This is a genomic window from Streptomyces sp. Tu 2975 (assembly GCF_009832925.1).
Lineage (GTDB): Bacteria > Actinomycetota > Actinomycetes > Streptomycetales > Streptomycetaceae > Streptomyces.
Window position 1 is genome coordinate 2,009,699 of the sequence record NZ_CP047140.1, and the last position, 14,911, is coordinate 2,024,609.

General features: G+C 73.1%; 11 protein-coding genes and 1 pseudogene. 3 read left to right on the forward strand and 9 right to left on the reverse strand.

Translation table 11 applies throughout. The features are described 5' to 3' along the window. Nucleotides 1-82: 82 nt before the first annotated feature. The 7 genes and pseudogenes from GLX30_RS08770 to GLX30_RS08800 all read right to left on the reverse strand — a co-directional run bounded on the left by GLX30_RS08770 (nt 83) and on the right by GLX30_RS08800 (nt 8,018). The gene (locus GLX30_RS08770; protein WP_159685613.1) at nt 83-1,342 is read right to left on the reverse strand and encodes a glycosyltransferase; all 1,260 of its coding nucleotides are present in this window, start codon (nt 1,340-1,342) and stop codon (nt 83-85) included. Then, nucleotides 1,339-2,304: a glycosyltransferase gene (locus tag GLX30_RS08775; protein ID WP_159685615.1), complete on the reverse strand. Its 966-nt coding sequence runs from the start codon at nt 2,302-2,304 to the stop codon at nt 1,339-1,341. Before GLX30_RS08775 ends, GLX30_RS08770 begins: the two co-directional genes overlap by 4 nt. Further along, complete coding sequence (locus GLX30_RS08780) at nt 2,301-3,335, reverse strand: glycosyltransferase family 9 protein (protein ID WP_159685618.1); 1,035 nt, start codon at nt 3,333-3,335, stop codon at nt 2,301-2,303. The genes GLX30_RS08775 and GLX30_RS08780 overlap by 4 nt, the downstream gene beginning before the upstream one ends. Before the next feature lie 293 nt (nt 3,336-3,628). Beyond that, nucleotides 3,629-4,156: pseudogene (locus GLX30_RS08785) on the reverse strand (HAD-IIIA family hydrolase); the annotation flags it as partial. Nucleotides 4,157-4,251: 95 nt separating this feature from the next. Further along, the gene (locus GLX30_RS08790) at nt 4,252-5,322 is read right to left on the reverse strand and encodes a glycosyltransferase (protein WP_159685621.1); all 1,071 of its coding nucleotides are present in this window, start codon (nt 5,320-5,322) and stop codon (nt 4,252-4,254) included. Further along, nucleotides 5,319-7,001, reverse strand: coding sequence for a carbamoyltransferase C-terminal domain-containing protein (locus GLX30_RS08795; protein ID WP_159685623.1), 1,683 nt, complete (start codon nt 6,999-7,001; stop codon nt 5,319-5,321). Before GLX30_RS08795 ends, GLX30_RS08790 begins: the two co-directional genes overlap by 4 nt. 57 nt (nt 7,002-7,058) lie before the next feature. Continuing rightward, nucleotides 7,059-8,018 carry a UDP-glucuronic acid decarboxylase family protein gene (locus tag GLX30_RS08800; protein WP_159685626.1) on the reverse strand — a complete coding sequence of 320 codons (960 nt, stop codon included), beginning with the start codon at nt 8,016-8,018 and terminating at the stop codon, nt 7,059-7,061. 177 nt (nt 8,019-8,195) lie between these two features. On the opposite strand from GLX30_RS08800, the gene GLX30_RS08805 reads away from it, so the two are divergent. Both GLX30_RS08805 and GLX30_RS08810 read left to right on the forward strand, forming a co-directional pair. Continuing rightward, nucleotides 8,196-9,014 (forward strand): SDR family NAD(P)-dependent oxidoreductase, encoded by an 819-nt coding sequence (locus tag GLX30_RS08805; RefSeq protein ID WP_159685628.1) that lies wholly within the window; start codon nt 8,196-8,198, stop codon nt 9,012-9,014. Beyond that, a complete protein-coding gene (locus tag GLX30_RS08810) occupies nt 9,014-10,198 on the forward strand; it encodes a zinc-dependent alcohol dehydrogenase (RefSeq protein ID WP_159694942.1) in 1,185 nt (394 codons plus the stop codon). The genes GLX30_RS08805 and GLX30_RS08810 overlap by 1 nt, the downstream gene beginning before the upstream one ends. A gap of 24 nt (nt 10,199-10,222) precedes the next feature. On the opposite strand, the gene gdhA is transcribed toward GLX30_RS08810, so the two are convergent. Then, nucleotides 10,223-11,578, reverse strand: a complete 1,356-nt coding sequence (gene gdhA, locus GLX30_RS08815) for an NADP-specific glutamate dehydrogenase (RefSeq protein WP_159685631.1) — start codon at nt 11,576-11,578, stop codon at nt 10,223-10,225. A gap of 289 nt (nt 11,579-11,867) precedes the next feature. After that, nucleotides 11,868-13,520, reverse strand: coding sequence for an FAD-dependent monooxygenase (locus GLX30_RS08820; protein WP_159685634.1), 1,653 nt, complete (start codon nt 13,518-13,520; stop codon nt 11,868-11,870). A 266-nt stretch (nt 13,521-13,786) separates the two neighbouring features. Between GLX30_RS08820 and GLX30_RS08825 the strand changes: the two genes are divergently transcribed. Then, complete coding sequence (locus GLX30_RS08825; protein ID WP_159685636.1) at nt 13,787-14,911, forward strand: SchA/CurD-like domain-containing protein; 1,125 nt, start codon at nt 13,787-13,789, stop codon at nt 14,909-14,911.

Sequence of the window (14,911 nt, forward strand, 5' to 3'; positions counted from 1 at the left end):
GTCGGTGACGGCGGTCGCCGGTGGCGCCGGGTCCGGGCGGCACCCGGAGTGCGGGCGGGCCGGGGCGCGGCCGGCGGTGGTGTCAGACCACCCGTGTCCCGGTCACCCGGGCGAGGGCCGGCCGGGCGGCCAGGACCCCCAGGTAGGCGGCTTCGGTGGCCGCGGCGACCCGTGCCCAGCCGAACCGGCTCAGCACCCGGCGGCGTCCGGCCTCGCCGCAGGCCTCACGCAGTCGGGGGTCCGCGAGGAGGTCGGCCACCGCGCGGGCGAGCGCCTCGGGGTCGCGGGGTGGCACGAGCCGCCCGGTGGCGGGGTCGGCGACGGTGTCGAGCTGGCCGCCGACGGCGGTGGCGACGACCGGCCTTCCGCAGGCCATCGCCTCCAGCGGGACGATGCCGAAGGGCTCGTAGTCGCCGGGGCAGAGCACCACGTCGGCGGAGCGGATCAGCGGCGCCACCTCCTCGCTCGGTACACCTCCGGTGAAGTGGACCCGGTCGGCGACGCCGAGGCCGTGGGCCAGGTCGCGCAGCCGGCGCACCTCGTGGTCCTCGTCGAGCCGGCCGGGCGGGGGGCCGCCGACGACCAGCAGTTCCACGCCGGGCAGTTTGGTCAGCGCGGTGATGGAGATCGCCGCGCCCTTGCGGGGGACGAGCCGGCCGAGCTGGATCAGCCGGTGGGCGTGGGCACCGCGGGCGACGGCCGGGCCGTGCGGGGTGAACTGGTCGGTGTCGACGCCGCACGGCACGACGCCGACGCGCTCCGGCGGGATGCCCATGGCCGCCAGTTCGGCCACCTCGTCACGGCAGGTGGCCAGGATCCGGTCGCAACCGGCGCCGACCTCCTTCTCACAGGCGATCCGTGCCGGCGGGCTGGTGTCCGCGTGCCGCTGGTGCCTGCGCTTGACCGTGCCGAGGGCGTGGAACGTGTGCACCAGCGGCAGCCTCAGCTCGCGGGTGGCGTACAGGGCGGCCATCCCCGACATCCAGAAGTGCGAGTGCACCAGATCGGGCGGGTCGCTCTGCCAGTCACGCACCAGGTGACGTCCGAACCCCAGCATGTGCGGCAGGAGTTCGTCCTTGGGTATCTCCTCCGGCGGGCCGGCGGGCACATGGCGCACCTCGACGCCGGTGCGCAGCCGCACGCGGTCCGGCAGCTCCCGCGCGTCGCGCCGGGTGTAGACGGTGACCCGGTGGCCGCGGTCCGCGAGCGCGCCCGCCAGCCGGGCGACGTGGACGTTCTGACCGCCGGCGTCCACTCCGCCGAGTACGGCGAGCGGGCTGGCGTGCTCCGAGACGAGCGCGATCGACAGCGCTTCGGTTCCGATGGCATCGCTGTAGGTCATGCGCGCACCTCCGTCATCAGTCGCTCCCAGTCGTCCAGGAAGCGTTTGAGTCCGTAACGCTGCAGCGCCGCCTGCCGGGCGCGGGCGCCGTCCGCCGCCGCCGCTTCCGGGTCCTCCAGGTACCGGCGTACGGCGCGGGCGAGGACGTCGGGCCGGGTGGACAGCGTCCCGGTGCCGGCGGGCACCGCCTCGACGGCCTCCGTGGTGGCGAGGGCGACGACCGGCATCCCGAGATGCATCGCCTCCAGCAGCGAGAGACCGAGGGAGGTCCAGCGCACCGGATGCACATACAGACGGCGTTCGGCCATCGCACCGTGCAGTTCCCGCTGCGGCAGATCGGCGGTGCGGCAGCGGTCCGGCGGCAGGCCGAGATGTTCCGCCAGGCCGTCGGTGCGCATGCCGAACACATCGAGCGGGGCGGCTTCCGCGAGCCCGGCGAGCAGGTCCGTACCCGTCCAGCGGCCGCGTCGTACGGGCTCGTTGACCACGACGGCCGCACGGGCGAGCCGCCCGGTGTAGAGGTGTCCGGGGTCGACGATGCCGTGCTCGACGACCGCGGTCCTGGTCGAACCGTTGTCCCAGAAGAGCCGGTTGAAGTGCGTGACGTGAACCAGCGTCAGGTCGCTGCGGTCCGCGAACGGGTGCCGGGTGGCGGGTACGTCGCCGTCCGGCGCGTTGTGCTCGAGATAGACGGCCGGGATGTCACGGCCGGGCCGGCGTCCGCCGAGCCACCGCTCGGCGAGCTCCATCTCGTGCGGCCGTTGCAGCACGACGAGATCGACCTGCGCGTCGCGCAGCTGCTCCGGCGTCGTCTCCCGCACCGTGTCCGGCCACTCGAAGGTACGGGCCCGCCCCAGCCCGTCCGCGTCGCGGCCGGGTGTGACCGGAACGAGATACGTGTGGGGCCCCTGCACGAACGCCGTCGTCCAGGAACCGTGCACATGCCACAGCAGAATGTTCATCGTCGTGCTCCTCGCTCCTTGTCCGTGGCGCCGAGGGCCGCCACCGCTTCGAGCACCTCCGCGTTGCCGACCCCGTCGAGGCAGGGGTGCCCGGCCACGGGACACTTACGGGCGCGGCTGCCCGCGCACGGCGCCCGCTGGTCGCCCAGCAGCACGTGCGGGACGTTGTAAGGGCGCCAGCGGTCGGCCGGCACCACGGGCGCGAACAGGCATGCCACCGGCGTGCCGACCGCGGCCGCGAGGTGCCCTGGACCGGTGTTGCCGACCACGGCCACCCGCGCCCCGGCGAGCACGCCCGCCAGTTGGGGGAGGGACGTCATCCCGCCCAGGTCCAGCGCGTGGTCCGCCGCGACCTGGGCGGTCAGGTCCTTCTCCGCCCGGCCTCCCGTCACAACGACGCGGTGGCCGGCGGCGGAGAGCGCGGCGGCGGCCCGTGCCGCCCGTTCGGCACTCCAGGCCCGGGCGGGGACGGCGGCGCCCGGATGCAGCACCACGTACGGCTCCGGTCCGGTCAGATGCGCGGTCCCGGGCGGCGCGCTGACGCGCAGGGAGCCGTCGTCGCCGGGCGGCAGTGCGAAGCCCGAGTCCAGGGCGAGGTCCAGCGCGGCGCGGGCCTCGTGGCGGCGCGGCCTGCGGTGGTGCCTCAGGTCCAGCAGCGCACCGGGGTAGTCCTCGCAGTCGGCCGCGGTCCAGCCGACGCCCGCGAGCTTCAGCAGCAGCGCGATCGGCAGGGGGCTCTGATGGTGGGAGACGAGGATCAGGGCCCGGTCGTAGCGGCCGGCCCGCAGCCTCTCCAGCAGTTCCTGCGTCACCTCGTACGACACGGGCGCCGGCTCCAGCCCAACCCAGGGGGCGTCGTGGACCAGCACCTCGTCCACGCCGGGCAGCAGGTGGGCGGCGTGGACACCGAGCGGTCCGCAGAGCAGCGCGGTGTGCGAGGAACCGGCGGCGACGGCGCGCACGGCGGGTCCGGCCAGCAGCACGTCACCGGCGCTGTCGAGCCGCACGACCAGCGTTCTGGGCCTGCTCATGGCCACTCCTCGCGTATGAAGACCGGCAGGCACGTCGAGGTCGCCCTGCCCCCGCTCGCGCGACCGCCCCCACCGCCGGCGGTCCGGTCCGGCGTACGCACCGGGGCCGTCACCACGGCGGGCACCGGTGTCCCGCCGGCAGGAAGGAGGCGGGTCAGTCGGGCGGGACGCTGCTCAGGGCCGGTGGTCCGGTCCGCCGTCGAGGGCCGCGCGGCGGCCCGCGACGTCACGGCACGGCCTTGGAGGTCCGCCCCGGCCTGCGGTGCCGTCGGCTTGCCGCACCGTGCGGCCGGGTCCAGGACGAGGCGTACCGCGGACAGCAGGTCGGGCGCGGTCTCGGGTGCCGCCGCGATCTCCTCGGGCCGGGTGGCCGCGGTGGGCACCAGGACCCCCCGCGCGCCCGCGGCGATCGCGGCCGCCACGTCGGACCCGATGTCGCCGATGACGACGGTGCGCGAGGGGCACACGCCGAGGCGTTCGCACGCGGCGAGAACGAGTCCGGGCGCGGGCTTGCGGCACCGGCAGCCGTCGTCCGGCCCGTGCGGACAGACCGCCCACACGGCGAACGGCCCGAGCAGCGCGTCGATCCGCCGCTGCACGGCCGACACCTGACGGATGGTCACCTTGCCTCTTGCCACGCCCGACTGGTTGCTGACGACGCCCGTCGGCATGCCCAGCGCACGAAGGGCGGCGAGGGCCTCCCAGGCGGAAGGCATCGGCACGACCCGCGTCGGGTCGCCGTTGTAGGGGACGTCGACGACGAGTGTGCCGTCGCGGTCGAAGAGGACCGCGTCGGGCAGGTCGGCGGCGTCCGGCGGCAACGGGGCGCCGCGCGACGCCGGCGGGCCGTGGAAGAGCCACGGGCCGGTGCCGTGTCGCTCCGGTCCCCTGTGGGGCCGGGCCTCGGAGGAGCCGCTCATGGCAGCACCCGCTCCCGCGGCGCCGCCCGACCGGACCCCTCCGGGACCACGGCCGCTGCGGGCCGCGGCAGAGGGCGCGTCCGGCGGTGGCGCAGGTGTGCGCCGAGCCAGTGCCAGGTGGCGACGGGCGGAACGACCGCGCTGGTCACCGCCATCGAGATGATCTCGTCGCGGGTACGCGGGCCCGGCGCGATCCGGGCCCAGGCGAACTCGGCGGTGCCGGCGAGCCAGAGCGCGGCGCAGGCGGTGGCCGCGACGGGCCTGGCCAGGACCGCGCACGTCAGCGCGGCCGCCGCCGAGGCCGTCACGGCGAGGTGGCGGGGCAGGCGCCCCCGTGGCGCGTCCGCCCGCCGCCACCAGTCCCGGCCGTGCAGCCGGTTCATCAGCACGTCGTCGGCGTTGCCCGCCTGGAGGCGTACGGAGACCCAGCGCCCGGCCGGCCGGACCGGATGCGTGGTGGTGCGGACGCCGGCGGCCAGGTCCCACCCGGCCGCCCGGACGCGCAGCGCGAGGTCGGCGTCCTCCCGGAAGGCCCGCGGGAAGCGTTCGTCGAAGCCGCCGACGGCCTCCAGCACCTCCCGCCGGTAGGCCATGTCGGCGGTGATCCAGCGGGCGGTGGCCAGGCCCGCGGTGTTGCGCTCCCAGTCGGTGGGCGGGCGGTCCGTGGGCAGCGGGACCTCGATCCTGGCGGTGACGCCGCCGGTGCGGGGCCCGGCCGCCGCGAGGTCGCGGGCCAGGTCGTAGCACCAGGTGGGACCGGGCACCACGTCGTCGTCGAGGAAGACGATCCAGGGGACGGGGCCTGCCACCCGCAGACCGGTGTTGCGGGCGGCGGCCGGTCCCCGTGCGCGGCCCGGCACCACGGAGGTGACCGGCCGCAGCGTCGCGGGGATCTCGACCGGGAGGGGGGTGCGGGGGGCGCCGCGGCGGTCGTCGACGAGGACCACCCGCACCGGCCCGGGGCCGGTGGCGGCGGCCAGCGCCCGCAGGCAGCCGGTCAGGCTGGGCCTGCCGACGGTCGGTATCACCACGGTGTACCGCAGGGGCTCGTCCCCACGGGCGGTCATCGCAGGGCTCCCGTTCCAAGGTCGTCGGTGTCGTCGCTGCGCCGGAAGAAGTCGCCCCGCCGGATGGCGTACGGTCCGATCGCCAGCAGGTCGACGGGCGAGGAGCCGAAGCACTCGAGGGCGTCGCGCGGGTCGTCGACCATGGGCCGCCCGGCGGTGTTCAGGCTGGTGTTGACGACGACCGGCAGTCCGGTGAGCCGCTCGAACTCGCCGAGCATCCGGGCCACCAGGGGTTCGCGCGACCGGTCGACGGTCTGGATGCGGGCCGTTCCGTCGACATGGACGACGGCGGGGATGCGTTCCCGCCACGCCGGGGCGACGTCGTGCACGAAGAGCATGTACGGGCTGGGAATCGGCCCTTCGAAGATCTCCGCGGCCCGGTCGGCGAGCACCATCGGGGCGACCGGCCGGAACTGCTCACGGCCCTTGACGTCGTTGAGGCGTTCGAGGTTGCCCGCATGGCCCGGGTGGGCGAGCAGCGAGCGGTGGCCGAGGGCCCTGGGGCCGTATTCGGAACGCCCTTGGAACCAGGCCACGATCGCGTTGTCGGCGAGTGCCTCCGCCACGGTCGCGGCGATGTCGGCGGGGCGGTCGAAGGGCACGGCGGCGGTCTTCAGCCAGGCGCCGAGTTCCGCGTCGGACCAGTCGCGTCCGAGGTCGGCGCCGTGCATCGGCTCCGGGTCGTCCCCCGCGCCGGCCGACAACAGCAGAGCGCCGCCCAGGGCGGTGCCCGCGTCACCCGCGGCAGGCTGCACCCAGACCCGGGAGAAGGGGCCTTCGCGGGCGATACGGGAGTTGGCCACGCAGTTGAGGGCGACACCGCCGGCGAGTGTGAGCAGGCTGTCGTGGGTCTGCCCGTGCAGGTGGCGCACCAGGTCGAGCATGGTCTCCTCGAGGACCGCCTGGGCGCTCGCGGCCACATCGGCGTGTTCCTGGGTCCACGGCTCTTCCGGACCTCGCGGCGCGCAGAACTGCTGCCAGGGCACGCCGGTCGCCCGGAAGCCGCCGTCGCCGGTGGGGTACACGTACCTGCGCAGCTCACCGAGCATCCGGGGCGTGCCGTGGGAGGCGAGGGCCATCACCTTGAACTCGTCGCTGGAGCGCAGGAATCCGAGGTGCTCGGTCAGCTCCTCGTAGACGAGTCCGAGCGAGTGGGGCAGTTCCTGTGCGTGCAGGGCCTCCAGCCGGCCGTGTATCCGGCGGGCGGCGAGGTGCGAGGCCCGTTCGCCGCGGCCGTCGAGTACGAGCACCGATGAGGTGTCGGCGTCGGGTGCGGCAAAGGAGCCGGAGGCGGCGTGTGCCATGTGGTGCGGCACGAAGCGGACGATGTCGGGGTCGAGGCCGGGCAGCGCGGTCTGCAGGAAGCCGGGGGCCTCTCGTGCGTAGGCGAGGCGCAGGTGGTCCCAGGGGTCGTCGAGGCCCATGGTGTCGGTCGGCCTGGCGAGCGACGGGTCGAAGGAGTAAGCCACCGCGTCGAGGTCCTGGGGTCGCAGCCCGGCGCGCTTCAGACACCAGGCGGCGGCCTGTTCCGGCAGTTCCCAGGCGGAGAAGGGCAGCGGCCGCTTCCCGTGCTTGCGCCGGGAGAAGCGTTCCTCCTCGGCCGCCGCGACGGTCCTGCCGTCGATGACGAGCGCGGCGGCGGGGTCGTGGAACAGGGCGTTGATTCCGAGAATGCGCATGTCAGTCACAGGCCTTTCGACGAGGCGCGTCCAGGTGCGGGCGGTCGTGGCACGCCGTCAGTCCATGTGGTCGCGGAACCAGGCGATCGTGCGGCGCAGGCCCTGCTCGGCGCTCACGGACGGCTCCCATTCGAGCTTGTCGCGGGCCAGGGTGATGTCCGGGCAGCGCACGGCCGGGTCGTCCGTGGGCCGCTCGATGAAGCGGATCTCCGAGCTGGATCCGGTGAGTTCGATGATCAGACCGGCGAGGTCGAGCATGGTGATCTCGGTCGGGTTGCCGATGTTCACCGGGCCCCTCAGCCCGTGGGCGGCGGCTGCCAGGATGCCGCGCACGGTGTCGTCGACGTAGCAGAGGGACCGCGTCTGACGGCCGTCGCCGCTCACCGTCAGGGGCTCTCCGGCCAGCGCCTGGCGGACGAACGTCGGTACCGCCCGGCCGTCGTGGCCGCGCATCCGTGGTCCGTAGGTGTTGAACAGCCGCACGATGCCGGTGTCGGTGCCGTTGGCGTCCGCGTGGGCGGTGGTCAGGGCCTCGCCGAAACGCTTGGCCTCGTCGTACACGCTGCGCGGGCCGACCGGGTTGACGTTGCCCCAGTAGCGCTCGTTCTGCGGATGCTGCTGGGGGTCGCCGTAGACCTCCGAGGTGGACGCCAGCAGGAAGCGGGCGCCGAAACCGCGGGCGAGGGCCAGGGCGTTCCGGGTGCCGAGGCTGCCCGCGTCGAGCGTGTGCAGCGGTAGCCGGAGGTAGTCGGCCGGGGAGGCCGGGGAGGCGAAGTGCAGCACCAGGTCCGCGGGCGGCTCGACGGTGAACGGTTCGCTGACGCTGGCTTGCACGAGTCGGAAGCCGGGGCGGTCGCGCAGCGCGGATATGTTCTCCGGGCGGCCGGTGCTGAAGTCGTCGACGCAGGTCACCGAGGTGCCGGAGTCGAGCAGCTCGGTGCACAGGTGAGAACCGACGAAGCCCGCGCCACCGGTGACGACGGCGTGCTTCCACGTGCGCGAGAAGGCGGCGTTCATCGATTACCTCCGTACGTCCCGTGCGTCCTGCCGGGTCTTCCGGCCTGCGACCAGCGTCGGCCGCTCACGGTCACCGGGCCGCTTCACGTACTGCATTCGAGTGAGCTACGGAATGTGTCCACCGGACGGATGTCGCTCAGCCCGGTGAATGTCCGGCGTCTGGGTACCCGTCGCCGCATGACCTCTTCGAACCCTCTGGCCGTTGTCACGGGGGCGTCCGGTGGCATCGGTTTCGAACTGGCGAAACAGCTGGCCGAACGCGGTTACGACCTGATCGTCAACGCCGAGGACGACGCCCGGCTGCACCGGGCCGCAGAGCGGATACGCGCCGCCGGCACGGTGCAGGCGGTCCGTGCCGACCTGCGTGACCACGACGAGACCGAACGGCTCTACGCGGCGGTCTCCAGTACCGGTCGCCCGGTCGCGGTCGCCGCGCTCAACGCGGGCATCGGACGCGGCGGCGCGTTCCTCGACACCGACCTCGCCGACGAGCTCTCCGTCGTGGACCTCAATGTCAGATCGACGGTCCACCTGGCCAAACGCCTGCTGCGGGACATGGCCGACGCCGACGAGGGACGACTGCTCATCACCTCGTCCGTCGCCTCGACCATGCCGGGATCCTTCCAGGCGGTCTACAACGCCTCGAAGTCCTTCCTCCAGTCCTTCGCGCAGGCTCTGCGGAACGAGCTGCGGGACACCGGCGTCACCGTCACGTCGCTGATGCCCGGCCCCACGGAGACGGACTTCTTCCGCCGCGCCGGCATGGGGGACACCAAGGTCGGACAGCAGCCCAAGGACGATCCCGCGCTGGTCGCGAAACAAGGCCTGGACGCACTCATGGCCGGCACGGACAAGACCCTCGCGGGCTCGGCGAGGACCAAGGCGCAGGGACTCGCGGCCAAGGTGCTCCCGGACCGGCTCAAGGCGGCGGCACACCGCCGCATGGCCGAACCCGGCTCCGGCGACCGGCCGGGGAAAGCGGACGAGGAGACATGATGAAAGCACTGACCTGGCACGGAAAGCGCGACGTACGCGTGGAGACCGTCCCTGATCCCGAGATCCGCGATGCGACCGACGTGATCATCAAGGTGACGACGTCCGGGCTCTGCGGTTCCGACCTGCATCTGTACGAGCTCTTCGGGCCGTTCATCGACCCGGGCGACATCCTCGGGCACGAGCCGATGGGCGTGGTGGAGGAAGTGGGCTCCGAGGTCACCGCGGTACGGCCGGGCGACCGTGTCGTGGTGCCCTTCAACGTCTCGTGCGGCACCTGCTTCATGTGCGCGCAGGGCCTGCAGTCCCAGTGCGAGACCACCCAGGTCAGGGAACACGGCATGGGAGCCTCACTGTTCGGCTACACCAAGCTCTACGGACAGGTGCCCGGCGGGCAGGCCGAGTATCTGCGGGTCCCGTTCGGCAACACGCTGCCCATCAAGGTCCCCGACGGCCCGCCGGACGACAGGTTCGTCTATCTGTCCGACGTGCTGCCCACGTCGTGGCAGGCGGTCGAGTACGCGGCGGTGCCGCCCGGCGGCTCCGTGGTGGTGCTGGGACTCGGGCCGATCGGCGACATGTGCACCCGCGTCGCTGCGCACCGCGGCGCCGGCCTGGTGATCGGTATCGACCTGGTGCCGGAACGGCTCGAGCGGGCCAGGGCGCACGGCGTGCATACCCTCGACCTGGACGAGTACGGCGCCAAGGTCGCGGACGCGGTCCGTGATCTGACCGACGGCCGGGGGGCGGACGCGGTCATCGACGCGGTCGGCATGGAGGCCCACGGCGCGCCGGTGGCGAAGGCGGGGCAGCAGTTGACGACCCTGCTGCCGGGTGCGGTCGCCGCCCGGATGATGAAGCGCGTCGGCGTCGACAGCCTCTCCGCCCTGCACCTGGCGATCGAGCTGGTGCGTCGCGGCGGCACCGTGTCCCTCTCCGGCGTGTACGGCGGGATGGCGGACCCGATGCCGATGATGACCATGTTCGACAAGCAGGTGCAGCTGCGTATGGGGCAGGCCAACGTGTGGCGGTGGGTGGACGATCTGCTGCCGCTCGTCACCGACGGCGATCCGCTCGGCGCCGAACAGTTCGCCACCCACCGCGTGCCGCTCGAGAAGGCTCCCAAGGCCTACGAGATGTTCCAGAAGAAGCAGGAGGGAGCCGTCAAGGTGCTCTTCTCGCCCTGACCGGCGGCCGGTCGCGAGATCCGGTCATACGAGGCCCTGGGCGAGCATCGCGTCGGCGACCTGCTCGAAGCCGGCGATGTTGGCGCCGGTCACGTAGTCGCCGGGGGCTCCGTAGCGCTCGGCGGTCTCGTGGCAGGTGCGGTGGATGTCGCGCATGATCGCCGCGAGTTCGTCCTCGACGCGGTCCGCGGACCAGGTTTCGCGGGCCGCGTTCTGGCGCATCTCCAAGGCGCTGACGGCGACTCCGCCCGCGTTGGCGGCCTTGCCCGGGCCGAAGGCGACGCCGGCCTCCTGGAGCACGCGGACGGCTTCCGGGGTGGTGGGCATGTTCGCGCCTTCCGCGACCGCCTTGACCCCGTTGCGCACCAGGGTGACGGCGTCCTGTTCCGCCAGCTCGTTCTGGGTGGCGGAGGGGAAGGCGAGGTCGGCGGGCACGTCCCAGACCCGGCCGCCGGGCACATAGCGGGCGGAGGCGCCGCGGCGCTCTGCGTACTCGCTGACGCGGGCCCGCTCGACCTCCTTGACCTGCCTGAGCAGTTCGAGGTCGATGCCCTTCTCGTCGATGACGTAGCCGGCCGAGTCGGAGCAGGTCAGGGGGTGGGCGCCGCTGCGCAGGAGCTTCTCGATGGTGTGGACGGCGACGTTGCCGGAGCCGGAGACGACGGCGGCCCGGCCCTCGAGGTCCTCGCCGCGCAGGCTCAGCATCTCGGCCGCGAACAGCACGCTGCCGTAGCCGGTGGCCTCGGTGCGGACGGCCGAGCCGCCCCAGCTCTGCCCCTTGCCGGTGAGGACGCCGGCCTCCCAGCGGTTGGTGATGCGGCGGTACTGGCCGAAGAGGTAGCCGATCTCGCGCGAGCCGACGCCGATGTCGCCCGCGGGCACGTCGGTCTGCTCGCCGATGTGCCGGTGGAGCTCGGTCATGAACGACTGGCAGAACCGCATGACTTCGGCGTCCGACCGGCCGTGCGGGTCGAAGTCGCTGCCGCCCTTGCCGCCGCCGATCCCGAGGCCGGTCAGGGCGTTCTTGAAGACCTGCTCGAAGCCGAGGAACTTCACCACGCCGAGATTCACCGACCGGTGGAAGCGCAGGCCGCCCTTGTACGGGCCGAGGGCGCTGTTGAACTCGACCCTGAACCCCCGGTTGATGTGGACGGCGCCGCGGTCGTCCTGCCAGGGCACCCGGAAGATGATCTGCCGCTCCGGCTCGCAGAGCCGCTCCACGATCCGCGCCTGAGCGTACTCGGGACGCGCGGCGAGCACGGGTGCCAGAGTGTCCAGCACCTCCCGTGCCGCCTGGTGGAACTCCGGCTGCGCCGGATTGCGTTCCTCGAGCTCGGCGCGGAGCGAAGCCAGTCGGTCCTTCGGGGGTGACAGTGCCACAGTGTGTCCCTTCTGCCCTGACGTCGGGGTGACGGCCGTGCGCGGCGGCCTTCCGGGGGATTCGCCGCTGCGACTGGTACGGCCGGACACCTGCCCGCCGTTCACTTCCGCCCGGATCGACCTCCCGTCGGGCCCGCCGACGCTGCCGGACCCGGCCCCCAGTCTGTCGGACGTACTGCTTCCCGCTGTCGAGGGGGGACGCCCGTCAGGACGTGGCGCGGCGGCGAAAGCGGGCGGGAGCGGTCCGCCCAGCCGGGCGGACCGCTCCCGTTCCCGGGCGCCGTCGGCCTCAGCCGCGCCGCAGCACCGCCGCCAGAGCCTCGTACAGCGTGGTCTCCGCGTCGGGTACCGAGTGCACCTCGCGCCAGGCCACGAACCCGTCCGGGCGGACCAGCACCGCCCCTTCGGGCGTGGTGCCGTGCATCTGCGCCCAGTCGGCGCCGGCCTCCGCCACCAGGTCCGCCTCCGTTCCCTGGCCGACGCGGTACGCGACCAGCCCGACCGACAGGCGGTCGGCGACGAGTTCCGCCGCCGTGAGCCAGTCCTTGCCGCCGTGACCGGCCAGCAGGACGAACGACTTCTCGTAAAGGTCCAGCGTGGACAGTCTGTTGTGGTCGCCGGGTCGGTGGAGCCACATGTGCGGGGCACGGCTTCCGGGCGCCCCGGAGAAGTCGATCCGGTCGGGGACGGGCGGCAGTTCGGGGTCGGCGCCGAGGACCGCCCCGCGCGGGTAGCGGTAGCCGAGGACGACGGGGAGCAGCCCGCCGCGCGGTCCGGCGGCCACCGCCGCGGGCGCCGGCTCGTACCCGGGGTGACTGTGCTCGACCGACCGCGCGGAGGCGCGGGCGCTGGTGGCCAGCGCCACCGGCAGGCGTTCCTGCTCGTAGGTGTCGAGCAGCCCCGGCCCCGCAGAGCCGTCGAGGACGGCCGCGATCTTCCAGGCGAGGTTGTGTGCGTCCTGGATACCGGTGTTGGAGCCGAAGGCGCCGGTCGGCGACATCTCGTGTGCGGAGTCCCCCGCCAGGAAGACCCTGCCCCGCCCGTAGTGCTCGGCGACCCGTTCCGCGGCGTGCCAGGGCGCCTTTCCGGTGACCTCGACGTCGAGGTCCGGCACGCCGGTCGCCGCGCGCAGGAGGTCGGCGCAGCGCTCGTCCGTGAAGTCCTCGAGCGGCTCGCCGCGGTCGTACTGCCAGGGCGCGTGGAAGACCCAGAGCTCCTTGTTGTCCACCGGGAGCAGGGCGCCCTCCGCCTCGGGGCCGGTCAGGTAGCAGACCACGAAGCGGCGGTCGCCGACCACGGCGGCGAGTGCGCGCGAGCGGAAGCTGACGCTCACGTTGTGGAACAGGTCACCGGGGCCGGACTGCCCGATGCCGAGCCGCTCACGCACCGGGCTGCGCGGCCCGTCGGCGGCGATCAGATAGTCCGCGCGCACCGTGCTCTCGCGGCCGGTCCCCCGGTCGCGGACGACGGCGGTGACGCCGTCGTCGTCCTGCTCGAAGGAGACCAGCTCGGTGGAGAAGCGCACATCGCCGCCCAGTTCGACGGCCGCCTCGAGGAGCACGGGCTCCAGGTCGTTCTGGCTGCACACGCACCATGCGGCGGGGCTGAGACGGCCCGGCGCGCCGCCCTTCTCGTCGATCTGCTTGACCAGCCACTCGCCCGCGTCGGCGTCGCCCAGGTCCGGCGTCTGGAGGATGCCGTGGTTGTCCGCCAGCACGGACGCCGCGGCCCGGATCCGCTCCGCCACCCCGGCCGAACGGAACACCTCCATCGTGCGCAGGTTGTTCCCGCGGCCGCGGGGGTGGATCGAGGTGGCCGCGTGCTTCTCGACGAGCATGTGCCCGACGCCGAGCCGGCCGAGGAACAGGGATGCGGACAGGCCCACGAGGGAGCCGCCCACGATCAGGACCGGTACGCGGTGTTGTTCGGCTTTCTCTTCCATGAGTGCTCCAGCTCCAGCCGCCGGTAGGGATGTGGCGTTCTCCATGCCCGCGTTTCCTGCCCGCGCGGGAGGGGTTCGGCTCGGCCCTTCACCCGCGTGGTGCACACATCTCGCGCCACCCGTGTTACCGACACAGGATCGAAGCCGGACCACCACATCGCGTCATAGGTGGCCAGCCGTCCGCATACGCCGGATGCGTCGCTCGGAATTCCCGAGGCCCGGCGTCGTGCCGCAGGCGGCCTCACCGACAAGGAGATGCGTGGAACATGACAATGCTGTCCGAACGTGTGTCCCAGTCCGCATTCGACGGCTCCCGGCTCCGGGTCGTGCTGCTGCTTGACCTCCAGGACGGCGCCCAGCAGCGCTTTCTGACGGCCTACGAGCACATGCGCAACCAAGTGGCCGCCGTGCCCGGTCATCTCAGCGACCAGCTCTGCCAGTCGATCGAGAACCCGTCGCAGTGGCTCATCACCAGCGAATGGGAGAGCGCACCGCCCTTCCTCGCCTGGGTGAACAGCGAGGAGCACGTCGAGACCGTACGGCCGCTGCACGACTGCGTGCGCGACACACGGTCCCTGCGCTTCAGCGTCCTGCGAGAAACCGCGGGCGTGCACGCCCCCCAGGCGGCCGCTCAGCACGCAGGCGGGCTCCAACCGTCCCCCCGGGTCGGAGACGGCGTGGTCCGCCACGCCCTCACCTTCACCGTCAAGCGCGGCAGCGAGCAGACCGTGGCCAAGATCCTCGCCGGCTACACCTCGCCCGAGTCGCAGGTCGACGACACCACCCGGCTCCGCCGCACCACGCTGTTCATGCACGGCAACCGCGTCGTACGGACCGTCGAGGTGCAGGGCGACCTGCTCGCGGCGCTGCGGCACGTGGCCAGGCAGCCCGAGGTCAGGGCGGTCGAAGAGGCCATCAACCCGTACCTGGAGCAGGACCGGAACCTCGACGACCCGCAGTCGGCACGGCTGTTCTTCACCCGCGCCGCCCTGCCCGCGGTGCACCACCTCGCCCCTCCGGGCGAGCAGCACGCGGAGAGGGAGCGCCACGCGCTGCTCTACCCGGCCAAGCCCGGGTGCGGGATGGCCCTCGCCCGGCTGCTGGCCGGACAGGACGAGGCAGCGGCCGACAGCGCCGGCTGCCCCGTCGACAGCAGCACCGTCTTCCAGCGCGACGACATCGTCGTACGCCTCGTCGACGTGCGCGGACCGCTCGACACCGACCCGTCGGCCGTCATGGGCGCGCACGGCCTGCGCAAGGCCGGCGTGCTGGAGCGGCTGCTGGACACCGAGGCGCTCGGCATCGACGAGTCGCTCTCGGACGAGAAGGCGATGACCCGTCTGCTCGAGAGCGCCCAGATGCGCCTGATCACCGACCGCCGTGCCCTTTGA